Consider the following 15,660-nt stretch of genomic DNA (forward strand, 5'->3'; position numbering starts at 1 on the left):
TATTCCACCCGCCCTACCCCCAAGAGCCCCGAGACGCGCTCTTTCCCGAGCTTCGTTCTCGCCTCTGCAAAATCTTCAACCATTCAGAGGCTACGCCTGCTGTTTTCTGTCGGCTGCGGCCTTGGCTGGGGAATGGGTGGTGCCTCTGGGGGAGCGAGTGTAATCGGTGACCGTTTTGAGCGTCCGTTAAGATAGAAATTTCGATGAAGCCTGAAGAGCTAAAAGGCAAGAAGGTGACGGTGGTTGGGTTGGCGAGAAGCGGCGTCGCTGCGGCGAATCTCCTTCAAGCGGTGGGGGCAGACGTGACTGTCGCCGATGCGAAGGACGAAGCCAAGCTGGCCGGGGCGCTGACGCGCCTCGATCGAAACGCGATCCGAGTGATTATCGGGCCTCGATATGAAGCAGCGCTCGAAGGGGCCGAATTGGTGGTCATCAGCCCAGGCGTGCCAACCGAGCTGGACATCCTCAGCGAGGTGCGGGCACGGCAGGTGCCGGTGATCGGAGAACTGGAATTGGCGTTTCGTTTTCTTGACGCTCCGGTGCTGGCCATCACAGGCACGAATGGAAAAAGTACGACCGTCACGCTGATCGGGTTGTTGTTGAAGGAGCAGGGCAAGCGCGTGTTCGTGGGCGGCAATCTTGGCACGCCGTTAAGTGAAGCGGCACTCAAGACCTACCGCAGCAGATTGCACGGCTCCTCGTATGATTATGTGGTGGCTGAAGTGTCCAGTTTCCAATTGGAGTCTATTCAGTCGTTTCGCCCGTGGGTGGCGGCGGTCTTGAATATTACGCCGGATCATTTGGACCGGTACCCTGCCCTGGCTCCCTACGTGGCGGCGAAGGCGAGGATCTTCGAGAACCAACGGCAGAATGATTATGCCTTATTGAACCACGATGATGAGCGGGCGCTCGCCTTGCGAGCAGGTATCCGGGCACACGAACTGGGATTCAGCCGAATGGGTGCTGTGGGTGAGGGGGCCTTTCTTGACGGCGATCAATTGGTGGTGAGTTTCAAAGGGCAGCGTCACTTCATTTGCAAGATTGGCGATATTCGAATCCCCGGAGCTCACAATGTCGCAAATGCAATGGCTGCCTCCATGGTCGCCCATGTCTGCGGGTGTCCGCCGGATGCGATGCGCCGAGTCCTCTCGACCTTCCCAGGGCTTGAGCATGCACTGGAGTTGGTCCGCGAGCGGAACGGGGTACGGTTTATCAATGACTCGAAGGGCACGAATGTCGATGCCACGATGAAAGCGCTGGAAAGCCTTGATACGCCGATCGTCTTGATTGCCGGCGGGAAAGACAAAGGCGGCGATTTTGGAAAACTGCGCGATCTCGTGGCACGTCGGGTGAAACGGCTGGTGTTAATCGGGGAAGCGGCGTCTCGCATTCAAGAGGTGTTCCAAGGGCTCAAGCCGATGACGCATGCGACCACATTTCGAGAAGCCGTTGAATCGGCGGCACAGTCTGCTCAGTCAGGAGAGGTCGTGTTGTTGTCCCCGGCTTGCGCCAGCTTCGATATGTTTGTCGATTATCAAGATCGCGGACGTCAGTTCAAGGCATTGGTCAATGAATTGGCATGAAAAGAGATGGTCGGCTGGGCTGGATCTCCGTGCTCGCGCATCATACAGCTATGAGCTGTCCACTCTGGTAAGTAGGCGCGCGCAGTAGGGAACACCCCAGCTGCCCATTATTATATTAAGGGACCACGACGCTGAGGCTATTGAAAGTTAGGATGTGAAAGGGGATGTCACGAAAAGCCGGCGAGGCAGGAACATTAGCACTTCCTTGGTCGTTCAACAGGGAGCGGTCGACCACGCGTCCGAGCGCCGATGGCACGGTGTTGGTCATTACCGTCGTGTTGGCATTGATCGGATTGGTCATGGTGTTCAGCGCGAGCGGTGTTGTAGCCGGCAATCGGTTTCACGATGCGATCTATTTTCTCAAACGCCAAGTCGCCTGGCTGCTCTTTGGCTTTATTCTTTTGCACATCGCCTCGCGTCTGGATTATCTCATGTGGCGGAAATTAGCGGTGCCCATTCTGATCGTGACCGCCGTCCTCCTGATCCTCGTGTTGATTCCATCGATTGGTGTCGCGGCGAAAGGGGCGAGACGATGGCTCAAGCTCGGGCCGATTTCGATTCAGCCCGCCGAGATGGTGAAGCTTGTGGTGGTCCTGTATGTCGCCGCGTATTTGACCCACAAGGGAGACCGGGTGAAAGAATTCAAGCGGGGCTTTCTTCCGCCATTCATCATCGTCGGTATGCTCAGTGCGCTGGTGCTCTTGCAGCCGGACCTCGGGACGGTGGTCGTCATCGGAATGGTGACCCTTGGGTTGTTGTTTTTGGCCGGCGCTCGACTCCTGCATTTGTCCGGGTTGATTCCTCTTCTCCTGGTCGCCGTCGGGGTCATGATTTGGAAATCGCCCTATCGGTTGCAGCGCCTGTTGACCTTTCTCGATCCGATGAAAGACCCGACCGGAGCCGGATTCCAGGTCAATCAATCGTTTCTTGCCTTCGGCAGCGGCGGGCCCTTTGGGGTTGGATTGGGCGCCGGAAAGCAGAAGCTCTTTTTTCTGCCGGAGGCGCATACTGACTTTGTCTTGGCACTGGTTGGAGAAGAACTCGGATTGGTCGGGACAGCCGCCGTCATGCTGCTCTTCGGAGTATTGATCGTGAAGGGTTTTCAGATTGCCGGACGAGCGCAGGATCCGTTTGGGCGGCATTTGGCAATGGGCATTACGTTACTGATCGGTGTGCAAGCCTTGATCAATGCCGGGGTGGCGACGGGTCTCCTGCCGACAAAGGGATTGACGCTGCCACTGGTCAGTTATGGGGGGTCGTCACTGTTGATCAACCTGTTGGCGATCGGCATGTTATTGAGCATTTCACGAGACCGACAACGGGGTCGGCACACGAGCGACTATGGCGGTCGGATTGCAAACCGATGACCATTATCATTGCCGCCGGCGGCACCGGGGGACACCTCTATCCCGGGGTCGCGCTGGCCAGAGAATTTCTCAGGAAGGATCCGACCGCGATAATTCGGTTCATTGGAACGACGCGTGGGATCGAAGGAAAGGTCTTGACGCACGAAGGTTTCGCGCTGGATTACATTACGGCGTTGCCCTTGATGGGCCTAAGCCTTCGAAAACGGCTGTCCGCCCTTGTGTCGCTTCCGAAAGGTCTCTGGCAATCGTTGAACCTCTTGCGGCGCCATCGTGCCGACCTCGTGGTCGCCATTGGCGGATATACCGCTCCACCGGTTGTCTTGGCGGCGTCTCTGTTGCACATTCCCCGTGTAATTTTAGAACCCAATGCTTATCCCGGGATGGCGAACAAAATACTGGCGCCGCTGGCGAATCGCGTCTTTGTCGCATTCGAGGCGACGGCCGGCTTTTTCAAGTCATCGCAGGTCCGGGCTCTTGGCGCACCGATCAGGCGGGACTTTTTCCATTCGGTGGCACGAACAAAGACCGTCGATGGGACCGAGGCGAAAAAGACCTTGCTAGTGTTTGGGGGCAGTGGGGGTGCGCATGCGATCAACGTCGCGATGATGGAAGCGCTGCCCTTGCTCTTCAACGATGCCACGGTCAACGCGCGCTTATCCGTCGTCCATCAGACTGGACAGCAGGATTACGAACGAGTCAAAGAATTCTATGCGTCAGCAGGGATCAAGGTCGACGTAATGCCGTTTCTTTTTGATATGCCGTCGGCGCTCCGTGGGGCCGACCTTGTGGTGTCCCGGTCTGGCGCCATGACATTGGCCGAACTGACGGTGTGCGGCAAGCCATCTGTCCTGATCCCGTTTCCGAATGCCATCTATCAGCACCAAGCACACAATGCAGACATATTGAAGAAGGCAGGCGCGGCGCTGGTGATTCCACAAGGCGAACTTTCCGGGGCAAAACTGGCCGAGATCATTGGAGCGCTCTTTCGCCAGCCCCATCGATTGCAGCAGATGAGCGAGCGGAGCCGTGCATTAGGACGAGCCGATTCGGCGGAAGCAATCGTTCGCGAATGTCTACAGATCACAAGAGGAAAGGCGAGGGGCTAGAGGTTGACAGGAGGAAAGGGAACCCTGTTCCCTTTGACCTCTAGCCCCAAGCCGACATCATGTTTAGAAAAATACAACACATTCATCTGGTGGGAATCGGTGGATCCGGGATGAGCGGCATTGCCGAAGTCCTCCTCACGCTGGGCTATAAGGTCACAGGGTCGGACCTCAACTATTCGGATACCGTTCGCCGCCTGGAGGAACTAGGCGGAACCATCTTCATCGGCCACCACGAATCCAATGTCGGAGAGGCTCAGGTCGTGGTGATTTCCTCGGCGGTGTCGTCGTCGAATCCGGAAGTCATTGCGGCCCGTGCCAAACCAATCCCTGTGATCCCGCGAGCCGAGATGTTGGCTGAATTGATGCGCCTCAAATATGGCGTCGCGATTGCCGGTGCGCATGGCAAAACGACCACGACCTCGATGGTCGCCACCGTCCTGGCCCAAGCCGGTCTCGATCCCACCATGGTGATCGGAGGCAAGGTGAATGCACTCGGCAGTCATGCCAGATTGGGGCGCGGCGATCTGCTCGTCGCGGAAGCCGACGAAAGCGACGGATCCTTTCTGAAGCTGTCGCCCTCTATCGTCGCGGTGACCAATCTGGATCGCGAACATCTGGATCACTACGGCACGATGGAACGTGTCGAGGACAGTTTTGTCGAGTTTATCAACCGCGTCCCGTTCTATGGCTTGGCGGTGCTCTGTGCCGATGATGATCGCCTTCGGACCTTGCTGCCTCGCGTCGTGAAGCGATATCAGACCTACGGCCTGAAAGAACACCCTGGAAGTATTCCGCCTGACTTTTTCGCAAGTGACATTACGCTGAAACAAGGAGAGTCGGAGTTTCGCGTCCGTTTCAGAGATCGAAACCTGGGTCCTTTTCGTCTGTCTGTTCCGGGCATCCATAACGTGTCCAATGCCCTCGTGGCGATCGCGATCGGACTGGAGTTGGATGTCCCGATGGATTTGATCCGCAAAGGGTTGGCCGCCTTTACCGGTGTGGAGCGACGCTTTCAGCGACGGGGAGAGAAGAATGGCATCATGGTGGTCGACGATTACGGCCATCATCCGACCGAGATACGGGCGACCTTGGCAGCCGCGAAACAAGGGTGGAACCGACGGCTCGTCGTCCTCTTTCAGCCGCATCGGTACACGCGGACGCGTGATCTGCTTGAGGAATTCGCTCGCGCCTTCGATCAAGCCGATGTTCTCTTTGTCACTGATGTGTATCCCGCAGGCGAGGCGGAAATCCCGGGGGTAACAGGCGAAAAACTGGCGGATGCCATTCGGGCCGTCGGTCATCCATCGGTTACTTGGGCAGGCCGAAAGGACCAACTGGCCGAGCGAGCCGGTCCGATGCTTCAGTCCGGCGATATGGTGATCACGCTGGGTGCGGGGGATATTTGGAAAGTCGGACCTGAACTGTTGGAGCGGCTGTAATGGAGGTGAGGCTCATGCCGAACCGCATGTCGTCCGCAGGATCCGGATCCGTCACACGATCGTCCGATCGTCCTGATCGTATGCTTCATGCAGTCACGGCTGGTCTCAAAGGCGAAGTCCGTTTCAAGGCACCGCTGAAGGACTGGACCTCATTCAGGATCGGGGGGCCTGCCGATGCCCTCGTCGTCCCCGATGACGTCGAAGATCTCTGTCGTCTCCTCCAGCAAGCCAGAGCGGCCAAGGTTCCGCTGTTCGTCATTGGAGGAACCAATGTCTTGGTTCGCGATGGGGGCATCCGAGGTATCGTGGTGAGTCTGTCGAAATTGAAAGGGATTACGGACCAGCCGAATGGGGTGGTCTATGCGGAAGCTGGAGTGACGATGCCGGTCCTTCTGCAACATAGCATCAGTCGCTCGCTCAGTGGACTGGAATGGGCGGCCGGAATCCCAGGAACGGTCGCAGGATGTGTCGTCATGAATGCAGGCACACGCCTCGGGGAGATGAAAGATGCAGTCAAGGCCGTACGCATTGCGTCTCCCTCGGGAATACTGAAAGAAATTCCCGCCTCCGCTATTCCATTTAGCTACCGACGTGCGCGTGTGCCGCGCGGGATTGTGACGGGTGTGTGGCTCCAGCTCACGCCGGGAGTGAAAGATAAAATTCAGACGGTCGTTAAGGACTATCTCCGGTATCGCAGAGACACGCAACCGCTCACCATGCCTAATGCCGGCTGTGCATTCAAAAACCCAAAGTCGGAAGCCGCCGGTCGGCTCATTGAGGCGGTAGGGCTCAAAGGATTTCGTATTGGTGATGCGCAAGTGTCCGACAAACACGCCAATTTTATTGTGAATCGTGGTGAGGCGCGTGCCGAAGATGTCATGGCGCTGATCGCACAGGTACGTCGAACGGTGCAAGCAAAGGCAGGAGTGAAGTTGGAATTGGAATTAAAAATCGTTGGCGAACCATGAGACGAACGATGCGCGACCATCTGCGGCATTCTCGGCTGGAAACAATCCTCAATGTAGTCAGGGGAAAGGGTCGGTCTCGGCTTGCCCAGGCTTGGAAGGGTGAAATGTCGCTACGCTTCCGGTTGTTCAAACCTGCGGCCGTGCATCTGGTCACGCCTCCTTCGCCTCCTCTCCTGTATCCGCTGACACGTGCCCCAAGATTTTATGAAGAATACAAAAAAGAAATTAAAGACTTCTCAATCCGCTCCGCTTACGAGCGTTCGGATTGGTGTATTAATGGGTGGGCAATCCGCTGAGCGAGAGGTCTCGCTTCGAACCGGACAAGCCGTCCATCAAGCGCTTTCGCGCCGTGGGTATGATGCCGTCGCTTTGGATGTAGATCGGTCTGTCGCCGACCAGTTGCGCGACCACAAAATCGAGATGGCGTTCATGGCTCTGCACGGCCCAGGGGGTGAAGACGGAAGCATGCAGGGATTGCTGGAGACGTTGGGCATTCCTTATACCGGGTCCGGCGTGAGAGCCAGTGCGATCGCAATGCATAAGGGGATGACAAAAACGCTCCTCTCGGTTTCAGACATTCCGGTCCCACGTGGAATCGTCGTCCACGCCCACAGCAAGCTTCCCAAGACCATACCTGCGGGCTTTCGATTGCCGGTGGTCGTGAAACCGGCAGCACAAGGGTCGACGATCGGCATCACAATTGTGCGAGCGTCCTCGGAATGGGCAGTGGCATTGCGTCGGGCGCACAAGCATGACGAAGAAGCCATCGTCGAGCCTTATATTCCTGGACGGGAAGTCACCGTCGCGGTTCTCTCAGGAGACGTCTTGCCGGCGGTCGAGATCGTCGCGCCGGGAGGATTCTACGATTATGCCGCGAAATATCAAAAAGGACAGACACAGTATCTCTGCCCGGCTCCCTTGTCGTCCGGTGTCACCCGTCAGCTGAAAGACGTGGCTTTGCAGACCTATCGGATTATCGGATGCGAAGGGGCTGCGCGGGTGGACTTCCGGATTACGCCCCGTGGAAAGCCGTTCGTCCTTGAGATCAACACCACGCCAGGCATGACAGAGACCAGTCTCTTACCAATGGCTGCAGCGAAGGCCGGTTTGGACTATGACACGCTCACGGAGCGGATTCTTGAGTCTGCGATCACACGGGCAACCGCTTTGAAGAGGATGGCCACGTGAGACTGTGGCGCTCACAACATCGATCAGCCAGACGGAAGCAAGGCCCTCGACCCAATCTTTCCACGCGTCCTTCCCGCAGTACTCGGCGTCGGTGGCAGTGGGTTCGTCCCGTCGGAAAGTTCGTGATGGGCATCATGCTCGTAGGGGTGACCGGATGGGTTGGGATCCTCGGCTACCAGACGGCAGCGCCTCTGGTTGCCACATGGTTGACGGTCAAAGACGTGATGGTATCCGGTCATAATCAGGTGCCGCGTGCGGAAGTGTTGGACTATTTGAAGCTTGATCCTCATGTGACGCTGCTCACCGTGAATCCCAGGCATCTCGCGATGCGCTTGGAAGCCCATCCCTGGATCAAACATGCCGATATCAAACGTGTGCTGCCGAACGCGCTGCAAGTCCATATTGTCGAACGTCACGCCGCCGCTGTGTTGCGATCTTCCGCTATGACGCTGCTGCTTGATGACGAAGGACATCCCTTGTCGGTCCTTGCCCAGGGTAGCGAACCGGGGCTCCCGATTCTTGTGGGATTAAACCCTACGCGTCTCATGAGCGGAGAGCGGGACCTTATCAAGACCGCTCAAAGGGGTATCGAGGTGGCCGGGATGTTGACCCGCACGTTTGATGGCCGTCCGGAAGTCGATGTCGCAAATGGAGAGAACGTCGTGGCGTATGTCCAGGGAATGCGTCTGCAGTTCGGCGGGTCCTCCTTTGAAGAAAAATGGGATTTGTATCGGAAGCTCGAGCCACATGTGGCCGGTAATCTGAGCAATGGCCGAGCCGATGGCCGAAGCGACATCGATCTTCGCTATCCAGGCAAAGTGATCGTGCGGGAAAGGGGGTAACCAACGGTGGCCAAACGAGATCACATTGTAGTGGGATTGGATATCGGGACGACGAAAATCTGTGCCATTGTCGCCGAGGTCACCGAAGAAGGCGCGATCAATATTATTGGAGTGGGATCAAGCCTCTCTCGCGGTTTGCGAAAGGGTGTGGTCGTCAATATTGAAAGTACCGTGGAGTCGATCAAGAAGGCCGTTGAAGAAGCCGAACTGATGGCGGCGGTCCAGATCAATTCTGTCTATACGGGGATCGCGGGGAGTCACATCTCCGGCGAAAATTCACGTGGAGTCATTGCACTGAAGAAGCAGGAAGTCACTCGGTCGGATGTCGAACGGGCGATTGAAACGGCGCGGACGGTCGCGGTGCTGCCGCATGATCGTCGGGTACTACATGTGTTGCCACGTGAATTCATGGTCGATGATCAAGACGGCATCCGCGAACCGCTGGGCATGTCCGGAACCCGTCTTGAGGTGGATGTGCACATTATCACCGGCGCGGTGACCTCCGCGCAGAACCTCGTCAAGAGTGTAAACCGGGCCGGCCTTGATGTCGTCGATATCATCTTGCAACCGTTGGCGTCCAGCGAAGCGGTCTTGAGCCCTGAAGAGCGCGAATTGGGAGTGGCGATGGTGGACCTCGGCGGAGGCACCACCGATTTGGCCATCTTCGTGGAGGGGAGTATTCGGCATACGGCGGTCTTGCCGATCGGGGGACAACACTTGAGTACCGATCTTGCGATCGGCCTGCGCACGCCGCAAGCGGAAGCGGAGAAATTGAAGGTTCGCCACGGTGTCGCCTTAGTGGAAATGGTCAAGGAACACGAGTTCGTAGAAGTCCCGAGCGTAGGGGACCGGCCGCCCAGAAGCTTGGCCAGGAAAATGGTGGCTGAAATTATCCAGCCACGGGTTGAGGAAATGTTCGATCTCATGCGCCGGGAGATTGTACGAGCCGGGTATGAAGGCATGTTGGCGGCCGGTGTGGTGATTACCGGCGGGACTTCCATGCTTGAGGGTATGCCTGATGCGGCAGAACGAATATTGGATTTGCCCGTCCGGCGCGGGATCCCTTCCGGGGTCGGAGGACTCCGGGACATCGTGAGCAATCCCATGTATGCCACCGGCGTGGGCTTAATTCTCCATGCATGCCGTCACGCCGAAGCATTAGAAACAGTGGGCGCACGGGGCGGAAAACGGTTTGGGCGGGTCTTCGATCGCATGCGCAGCTGGATGCTGGAGTTCTTTTGACTCGGCTTCAGACGGCAGCGATCAGCCGTCAGCTCAAAAAAGGGATAGATGGCGTTGGGTATCTTGCAAGGCCGGCATTAGACCATTAAAGCTGAGGGCTGACGGCTGCAGGCCGATCGCTTCATTCAGCGAAAGGAGGGACGCAATGTTCTCATTTCAAGACGACGACATTATGCCGATTCGTATTAAGGTGATTGGAGTCGGCGGTGCCGGCTGCAATGCGGTCAATACGATGATCGGCTCGGGGCTCAGTCGTGTCGAATTCATCTCCGCCAATACCGATGTCCAGGCGCTGGGCCGCTCATTGGCGGCGTTCAAAGTGCAATTGGGTCCTGAGCGGACTCGCGGTCTTGGCGCAGGGGCGAAGCCGGAAATCGGCAAGGAGGCCGCCATAGAAAGCAAAGATCGCCTGCGCGATGCGCTGGAAGGGTCCGAAATGATTTTTGTCACCGCTGGCATGGGCGGGGGCACGGGCACCGGCGCAGCCCCCGTCGTTGCGAGCATCGCCAGGGAACTTGGGGCATTGACGGTAGGCGTGGTGACGAAGCCGTTCCAGTATGAAGGGAAGCGGCGGTGGGCACATGCGGAAGAGGGACTTCAGGAATTGCGAAAAAACGTCGATACCTTATTGGTGATTCCCAACCAACGGCTCCTTGGACTCGTGGATAAGTCGACCCCGCTGCTGGACGCGTTCAAAGTCGCCGACGACGTCTTGCGACAGGCTATTCAGGGCATCGCCGATATCATTACCACGACCGGCCATGTGAACGTCGATTTCGCCGATGTGCGAACCGTCATGACCTATACGGGACGGGCAGTCATGGGCATGGGGATCGCACGCGGTCCGAACCGAGCGCTCGAGGCAGCGCAAAAATCCATTTCTAGCCCACTCCTGGAGGAAGGGAATGTGCAAGGGGCGCGCGGCGTCTTGTTGAATATCACCGGCGGGCCGAGCCTCTCGCTGCATGAGGTGGATGAAGCCTCATCCATTATCAAGGAAGTCGCCGATCCGGATGCGAACATCATTGTCGGCCAGGTCATTAATCCGGACCTGAGCGACGAATTGATCATCACGGTCGTCGCCACAGGGTTCGATCGGGACGAGTCACCGTTTATCGCTCCTGCCATTGAGCAGTCGAAGGCTAAACCGGTCCGAGCACCGCAGCCGGCGCTGGTATCCGCTCGTCTTGCCTCGGCAGAAGCCACGCCGCAGAATTTGGAGCGTCCCGCGTTTCTCCGTCGCATGAATGGGCAAACGGAAGCTCAAGAGCGGTTAGGACTTGCGGTCGATGACGAATGGGATGTCCCGACATTTTTGAGAAAGCAGGCGGATTAGGGAAGGGCTCAGGACAGTGTACGAGTGCGGTAGACCTTTGTCTTCTATGGGGACGTACCGATGTCGCAGCCTCTCACGAAAAAGAGCGCCGCTACAGGCCTGATTACGGTCGCTGAGTTTGAAGCGGGCCATCCTGTTCGACACTTTTTCGGGACCCGCCATTGGAACAGTGGTCAGCGGTCTTTGTTGGACGGTACCGCATACTCTGGACCCGGCTTCTGGAAGGCCCGTGCCATCGTATCGGTGAAGCAGGTGCATGGAGCGGATGCCCTGGTGGTGGACCGACCGATTGAAGCCGGAACGACCTTTGCCGGCGGGTGGGATGCCGTGATCACGAACCAACCCGAGCTACTGGTCACTGTAAGGACAGCCGACTGCGTGCCAATTTTGCTGCATGACCCGATTCACCACGTTGTCGCAGCAGTACATTCCGGTTGGCGAGGGAGCGTTGCCGGGATCGTTCCAAAAACGCTCACCACAATGCAACAACAATTCGGATCCCAGGCTAGCGCGATTCAGATGGCGATAGGGCCGTCGGCCGGACGGTGTTGCTATGAAGTGGATGAGCCTGTTTTGAAGCCGCTTCAATCGTATCCCTTTTGGACATCGGTCGTTCGTGAGACGGGATCCGGGCGTGCCCTGCTGGATCTTCGCGAGTTCGTCCGTCGCCAGGCTCAGGCAGCGGGTGTGCCCGATCAGAATATTTGGACGGTGAGCCATTGCACGATCTGCGAGCCTGACCTCTTTTTTTCGTACCGCCGGGAAGGGGTAGTGAAGGAGACGATGGTCAGTGGAATAATGCTGTCGGAATCCCTTTGCTAAGATCGCCATGTTGCCCAAAAGAAGAGTGACTGAGTTGGCACCACTGACACAGGGCAACGCTTCCTGTACAATGCCGTCGAATTGTTTATGTGCTCAGGCCTTGATTAGCGGGCGTGTGTGGAAGATTTTTCGGATTCGGACACTATTGCCGACCGCGTCGCCATCATTTGGAAGCGCATGCATGCTGCGGCGTCCAAAGCGGGGCGAGTTCCCGACACGATTCAACTGGTTGCTGCCACGAAAGCCGCGCCGCTTGCTCGAATTCAGGCCGCTCTGGATGCAGGCATCACTCATTTTGGCGAGAGTAGGGTACAGGAGGCGCTGCCGAAGCTGGATGCATTCGCCAGGCGGATGGACGTGACCTGGCATTTCATCGGGCAGTTGCAGCGGCGCAAAGTCAAAGCGGTGGTCGGGCGGTTCCACCTCATTCACTCGGTGGACAGTCTCGAGCTGGCGCAAGAGATTAATCGTCGTGCAGAAGAAAAAAACATATGTCAATCCGTGCTGCTGGAAGTGAACATCGGCGAGGAGTCAACGAAGACCGGGTTCTCCTCGTCGGGATTACTAACGGCCCTGGATAGAATCGACACGATGCCGTATCTCGCTGTCAAAGGCCTGATGACAATTCCGCCGCCGACAGAGACGCCGGAATCGGCGCGGCCGTATTTTCGGGCAGTTCGTGTCTTAGCCGATTCCGTGAAGCGCTCGGCCCATGAACGCATTCGAATGGATCAACTTTCCATGGGCATGTCACACGATTTTGAAATTGCCATTGAGGAAGGGGCGACCTGCGTTCGTATCGGCACTGCCATTTTCGGCGAGCGACCTAAGAAGGTTAGTCCGTGAAGGCCGTAGCGTCCCAGAAGATTGCCTGTATCGGCGCCGGTCAAATGGCGGAGGCGTTCATCGGAGGGCTCTTGGCAGCCAAGATCGCCGAGCCGGCGGATGTGTGGGCAACAGATCCAAGTGAGCCGCGACGGGATTTGCTCAAACAGCGCTTCGGCATTCGTGTCGGCTCCAGTAACCATGAAGCAGTGACATGGGCCGACACCGTCCTGCTGGCTGTGAAGCCTCAAGTACTGGGTCCTGTGTTAACCGATTTGTCATCGTCGCTGTCCGGCCGGTTGATCATCTCCATTGCAGCGGGGATTACCATTCAGTACGTGAGTGACCGGCTTTCGACGGGAGCCAGAGTCGTTCGTGTCATGCCGAATGCGCCGGCCATGGTTCGGGAGGGTATGTCTGTGTTGGCATTCGGTCCAGCGGTGAGGGACGCGGATAAACAATTTGTACGAACCATGTTTGAGTCTGTCGGGCGTGTGGCATTCGTCGACGAGCCGTTAATGGATGCCGTCACGGGCTTGAGTGGAAGCGGGCCGGCGTATATCTTTATGGCCATTGAGGCATTGGCCGACGGCGGTGTCAAAATGGGTCTGCCAAGGGCTGTGGCTGAACTACTGGCTGCGCAAACGGCCGTAGGAGCAGCCCGCACGGTTCTAGAGACGGGCGAGCATCCGGGCCGGTTGAAAGACCGCGTGGCCTCTCCGGGCGGAACGACCATTGCGGGTCTGCATCAGTTGGAACAGGGTGGTGTACGGGCCAGCCTGATGGCCGCCGTGCGTGCGGCGACTGAGCGCGCACGAGAGTTGGGGCAATCGGGTTGAGAGTCCATCAAGTTAGGAGAATGTGAAGGATGTTCGTCGCGGGTAACATTCTACAAGCAGTGGCAGTCATATTCGATTATGTGCTCTGGCTCTATATGTGGGTGATCATCGCACGGGCGCTGATTTCCTGGGTCAATCCGGATCCGTGGAATCCCATCGTACAATTTCTCCAGCGTGTGACTGAGCCTGTGCTCTATCCCATCCGCCGGCGTCTCGGATTTGCTATGGGAGTCGACCTGTCACCGATTGTTGCGCTATTGGTCATTATTTTTCTGCAGGTTGCCTTGGTCCAGTCGCTGAAGGACCTGGCGTTTCGCATGCATTGACGAACAGAGAGGTATCCGATGAGACTCACGCCCCTCGACATTCAGCAAATGGTCTTCAAAGTTCGGATGCGAGGCTACGATTGCCAGGAGGTCAAGCAGTTTCTCGAAGATCTCTCGCAAACCGTCGAGTCGTTGAATCATGAAAACAACGCGCTCCGTGAAAAGCTGGCGGCGACCGAGGAGCAGCTCATCGCGCTCAAGAAGGCCGAAACGACATTGACTCACACGCTGATTTCGACGCAGGCCATGGCTGACGATATGAAAGAAATCGCGCAGCGCGATGCCGCACTGCTGGTCAAAGAAGCAGAGTTCAAGGCGGCCGAAATGTTGCAAGACGCCCGTCAGGAACTGGTTGTTCTGCAGCGTGAAATCTCCGACATCCGCAAACAGCGATTGCTGGGCATCGAGCGCTTGCGCTCGACGTTGCGTACCTTCGAGCGCGTCTTGGAAATTGAAGAGGAAGATGAAGAACATTCTAACGTCTCGGATATGACGGGGAAGCTCACGCGAAGCCCCGATCGATAGCCCTTCCGTGAAGGGTTCATCGGAGCAAGCCACTATTCGAGCCATATTAATGGCACACTCCTGATTCACTGATCTTTTCTTCACCGCGGACGCCATGGCTGATCTCATTACACATGCGATGCAGTCCGCTGTGGAGGAGCGCATCTTTCCCGGGGCCGTATTGCTCGTGCGGTTTCGGGGACACCTCGCTTACCAAGGCGCGTTTGGGTGGGCGGCATTGATTCCGCAATCCGAGCCGGCGAGGCTGGAGACGATCTACGACCTCGCTTCCCTGACCAAACCGCTTGCGACGACAACCGCTGTATTATGTTTGATTCAGGATGGAAAGATCCGTTTAGAGGATTCTCTTCACGCCTATTTCCCTGAGCTTCAGGGAAAGACGCTCGGATCAGCCACAGTTTTTCACCTTTTACATCACAGCTCTGGCCTGCCGGGATGGCGTCCGCTCTATCAAGAGATCGGTACGCAGGAACGGCAGCAGCGCGGCGTTCTTGAAAGCGATGCCGCTAGGAAGTTCGCCGTACAGTATATCGGCAGAGAGCCACTCGTCTATCCGTTGGGGACGGGGAATCTCTATAGCGATTTGGGATTTATCTTGCTCGGACTGATGATCGAGCGTGTCACCAGTGTGTCACTCGCCACATTCTGCCGGGAACGAATATACGAGGCGCTTGGTATCCAAGGCCTGACGTTTATGCCAATTATCAATGGACGGAGTGGTGTGGATAAGCAAGATGTGACGGCCGGCTCCATTGCGCCCACTGAAGATGATCCTTGGCGAGGCCGAATGCTTTTGGGTGAAGTCCATGATGAAAACGCTTATGCCTTAGGAGGCATCGCCGGTCATGCGGGACTATTTGGGACGGGTTCAGCCGTGATGGCGATAGCCGATGCCTGGTTAAGCGGATATCAGGGCCGAAGCCATTTCTTTGATCGAAAGCTGGTTCGTCGTTTTCTGACTCGCCATTCCCAGACGCCCAAGTCAAGCTGGGGCTTAGGCTGGGATACGCCATCGTCGCCATCGTCCTCTGGGCAGTATCTCTCCGCGCAATCCTTCGGGCATCTTGGCTTTACCGGTACCTCGCTTTGGATCGACCCGAGCGTGGAACTCGAAGTGGTCCTGCTCTCGAACAGGGTGCACCCAAGCCGCCAGAACACGAGGATCCAGCAGTTTCGGCCGCTGATACATAATGTCGTCTATAAGACGATCGTGGGAGGAACACCGCAGGGGAGCTAACGTGAAGTGCTGTTA

The 15,660-nt window shown here is 57.1% G+C and carries 15 protein-coding genes; all 15 read left to right on the forward strand.

Features of this window, described 5'->3' with window-relative positions; genetic code table 11:
- Nucleotides 1-203 precede the first annotated feature (203 nt).
- Nucleotides 204-1,583 (forward strand): UDP-N-acetylmuramoyl-L-alanine--D-glutamate ligase, encoded by a 1,380-nt coding sequence (murD, locus tag ACWHYZ_RS05340; RefSeq protein WP_447986253.1) that lies wholly within the window; start codon nucleotides 204-206, stop codon nucleotides 1,581-1,583.
- A gap of 164 nt (nucleotides 1,584-1,747) precedes the next feature.
- Entirely contained in the window at nucleotides 1,748-2,950 is a 1,203-nt protein-coding gene (ftsW, locus tag ACWHYZ_RS05345; protein WP_447986254.1) for a putative lipid II flippase FtsW, read from the forward strand.
- On the forward strand, nucleotides 2,947-4,056 hold the full coding sequence (gene murG, locus ACWHYZ_RS05350) for an undecaprenyldiphospho-muramoylpentapeptide beta-N-acetylglucosaminyltransferase (RefSeq protein WP_447986255.1): 1,110 nt from the start codon (nucleotides 2,947-2,949) through the stop codon (nucleotides 4,054-4,056). The genes ftsW and murG overlap by 4 nt, the downstream gene beginning before the upstream one ends.
- Nucleotides 4,057-4,115: 59 nt before the next feature.
- Nucleotides 4,116-5,495, forward strand: a complete 1,380-nt coding sequence (gene murC / locus ACWHYZ_RS05355) for a UDP-N-acetylmuramate--L-alanine ligase (protein ID WP_447986256.1) — start codon at nucleotides 4,116-4,118, stop codon at nucleotides 5,493-5,495.
- A 14-nt stretch (nucleotides 5,496-5,509) separates the two neighbouring features.
- A complete protein-coding gene (murB, locus tag ACWHYZ_RS05360) occupies nucleotides 5,510-6,463 on the forward strand; it encodes a UDP-N-acetylmuramate dehydrogenase (protein WP_447986257.1) in 954 nt (317 codons plus the stop codon).
- 204 nt (nucleotides 6,464-6,667) lie between these two features.
- Nucleotides 6,668-7,651 (forward strand): D-alanine--D-alanine ligase, encoded by a 984-nt coding sequence (locus ACWHYZ_RS05365; protein WP_447986258.1) that lies wholly within the window; start codon nucleotides 6,668-6,670, stop codon nucleotides 7,649-7,651.
- Complete coding sequence (locus ACWHYZ_RS05370) at nucleotides 7,648-8,493, forward strand: cell division protein FtsQ/DivIB (RefSeq protein WP_447986259.1); 846 nt, start codon at nucleotides 7,648-7,650, stop codon at nucleotides 8,491-8,493. Before ACWHYZ_RS05365 ends, ACWHYZ_RS05370 begins: the two co-directional genes overlap by 4 nt.
- A 6-nt stretch (nucleotides 8,494-8,499) precedes the next feature.
- Complete coding sequence (ftsA, locus tag ACWHYZ_RS05375) at nucleotides 8,500-9,735, forward strand: cell division protein FtsA (RefSeq protein ID WP_447986260.1); 1,236 nt, start codon at nucleotides 8,500-8,502, stop codon at nucleotides 9,733-9,735.
- A gap of 145 nt (nucleotides 9,736-9,880) precedes the next feature.
- Nucleotides 9,881-11,071, forward strand: a complete 1,191-nt coding sequence (gene ftsZ / locus ACWHYZ_RS05380; RefSeq protein WP_447986261.1) for a cell division protein FtsZ — start codon at nucleotides 9,881-9,883, stop codon at nucleotides 11,069-11,071.
- A 60-nt stretch (nucleotides 11,072-11,131) separates the two neighbouring features.
- Nucleotides 11,132-11,893: a peptidoglycan editing factor PgeF gene (gene pgeF, locus ACWHYZ_RS05385; RefSeq protein WP_447986262.1), complete on the forward strand. Its 762-nt coding sequence runs from the start codon at nucleotides 11,132-11,134 to the stop codon at nucleotides 11,891-11,893.
- A gap of 117 nt (nucleotides 11,894-12,010) precedes the next feature.
- Nucleotides 12,011-12,739 (forward strand): YggS family pyridoxal phosphate-dependent enzyme, encoded by a 729-nt coding sequence (locus tag ACWHYZ_RS05390; protein WP_447986263.1) that lies wholly within the window; start codon nucleotides 12,011-12,013, stop codon nucleotides 12,737-12,739.
- The gene (gene proC, locus ACWHYZ_RS05395; RefSeq protein ID WP_447986264.1) at nucleotides 12,736-13,557 is read left to right on the forward strand and encodes a pyrroline-5-carboxylate reductase; all 822 of its coding nucleotides are present in this window, start codon (nucleotides 12,736-12,738) and stop codon (nucleotides 13,555-13,557) included. The genes ACWHYZ_RS05390 and proC overlap by 4 nt, the downstream gene beginning before the upstream one ends.
- 29 nt (nucleotides 13,558-13,586) lie before the next feature.
- Nucleotides 13,587-13,883, forward strand: coding sequence for a YggT family protein (locus tag ACWHYZ_RS05400; protein ID WP_447986265.1), 297 nt, complete (start codon nucleotides 13,587-13,589; stop codon nucleotides 13,881-13,883).
- Nucleotides 13,884-13,901: 18 nt separating this feature from the next.
- Nucleotides 13,902-14,408 (forward strand): DivIVA domain-containing protein, encoded by a 507-nt coding sequence (locus ACWHYZ_RS05405; protein ID WP_447986266.1) that lies wholly within the window; start codon nucleotides 13,902-13,904, stop codon nucleotides 14,406-14,408.
- A gap of 94 nt (nucleotides 14,409-14,502) precedes the next feature.
- Nucleotides 14,503-15,645: a serine hydrolase domain-containing protein gene (locus tag ACWHYZ_RS05410; RefSeq protein ID WP_447986267.1), complete on the forward strand. Its 1,143-nt coding sequence runs from the start codon at nucleotides 14,503-14,505 to the stop codon at nucleotides 15,643-15,645.
- Nucleotides 15,646-15,660: the final 15 nt, after the last annotated feature.

Source organism: Nitrospira sp. Nam74, from assembly GCF_965152615.1.

What these genes read in the sequence shown, in the direction of transcription:
- pgeF (WP_447986262.1), top strand. Translation starts at nt 11,132, where the DNA reads ATGTCGCAGCCTCTCACGAAAAAGAGCGCCGCTACAGGCCTGATTACG.
- murG (WP_447986255.1), top strand. Translation starts at nt 2,947, where the DNA reads ATGACCATTATCATTGCCGCCGGCGGCACCGGGGGACACCTCTATCCC.
- ACWHYZ_RS05400 (WP_447986265.1), top strand. Translation starts at nt 13,587, where the DNA reads ATGTTCGTCGCGGGTAACATTCTACAAGCAGTGGCAGTCATATTCGAT.
- ftsZ (WP_447986261.1), top strand. Translation starts at nt 9,881, where the DNA reads ATGTTCTCATTTCAAGACGACGACATTATGCCGATTCGTATTAAGGTG.
- ftsW (WP_447986254.1), top strand. Translation starts at nt 1,748, where the DNA reads ATGTCACGAAAAGCCGGCGAGGCAGGAACATTAGCACTTCCTTGGTCG.
- murD (WP_447986253.1), top strand. Translation starts at nt 204, where the DNA reads ATGAAGCCTGAAGAGCTAAAAGGCAAGAAGGTGACGGTGGTTGGGTTG.
- ACWHYZ_RS05365 (WP_447986258.1), top strand. Translation starts at nt 6,668, where the DNA reads ATGAAGAATACAAAAAAGAAATTAAAGACTTCTCAATCCGCTCCGCTT.
- ACWHYZ_RS05405 (WP_447986266.1), top strand. Translation starts at nt 13,902, where the DNA reads ATGAGACTCACGCCCCTCGACATTCAGCAAATGGTCTTCAAAGTTCGG.
- murB (WP_447986257.1), top strand. Translation starts at nt 5,510, where the DNA reads ATGCCGAACCGCATGTCGTCCGCAGGATCCGGATCCGTCACACGATCG.
- murC (WP_447986256.1), top strand. Translation starts at nt 4,116, where the DNA reads ATGTTTAGAAAAATACAACACATTCATCTGGTGGGAATCGGTGGATCC.
- ACWHYZ_RS05410 (WP_447986267.1), top strand. Translation starts at nt 14,503, where the DNA reads ATGGCTGATCTCATTACACATGCGATGCAGTCCGCTGTGGAGGAGCGC.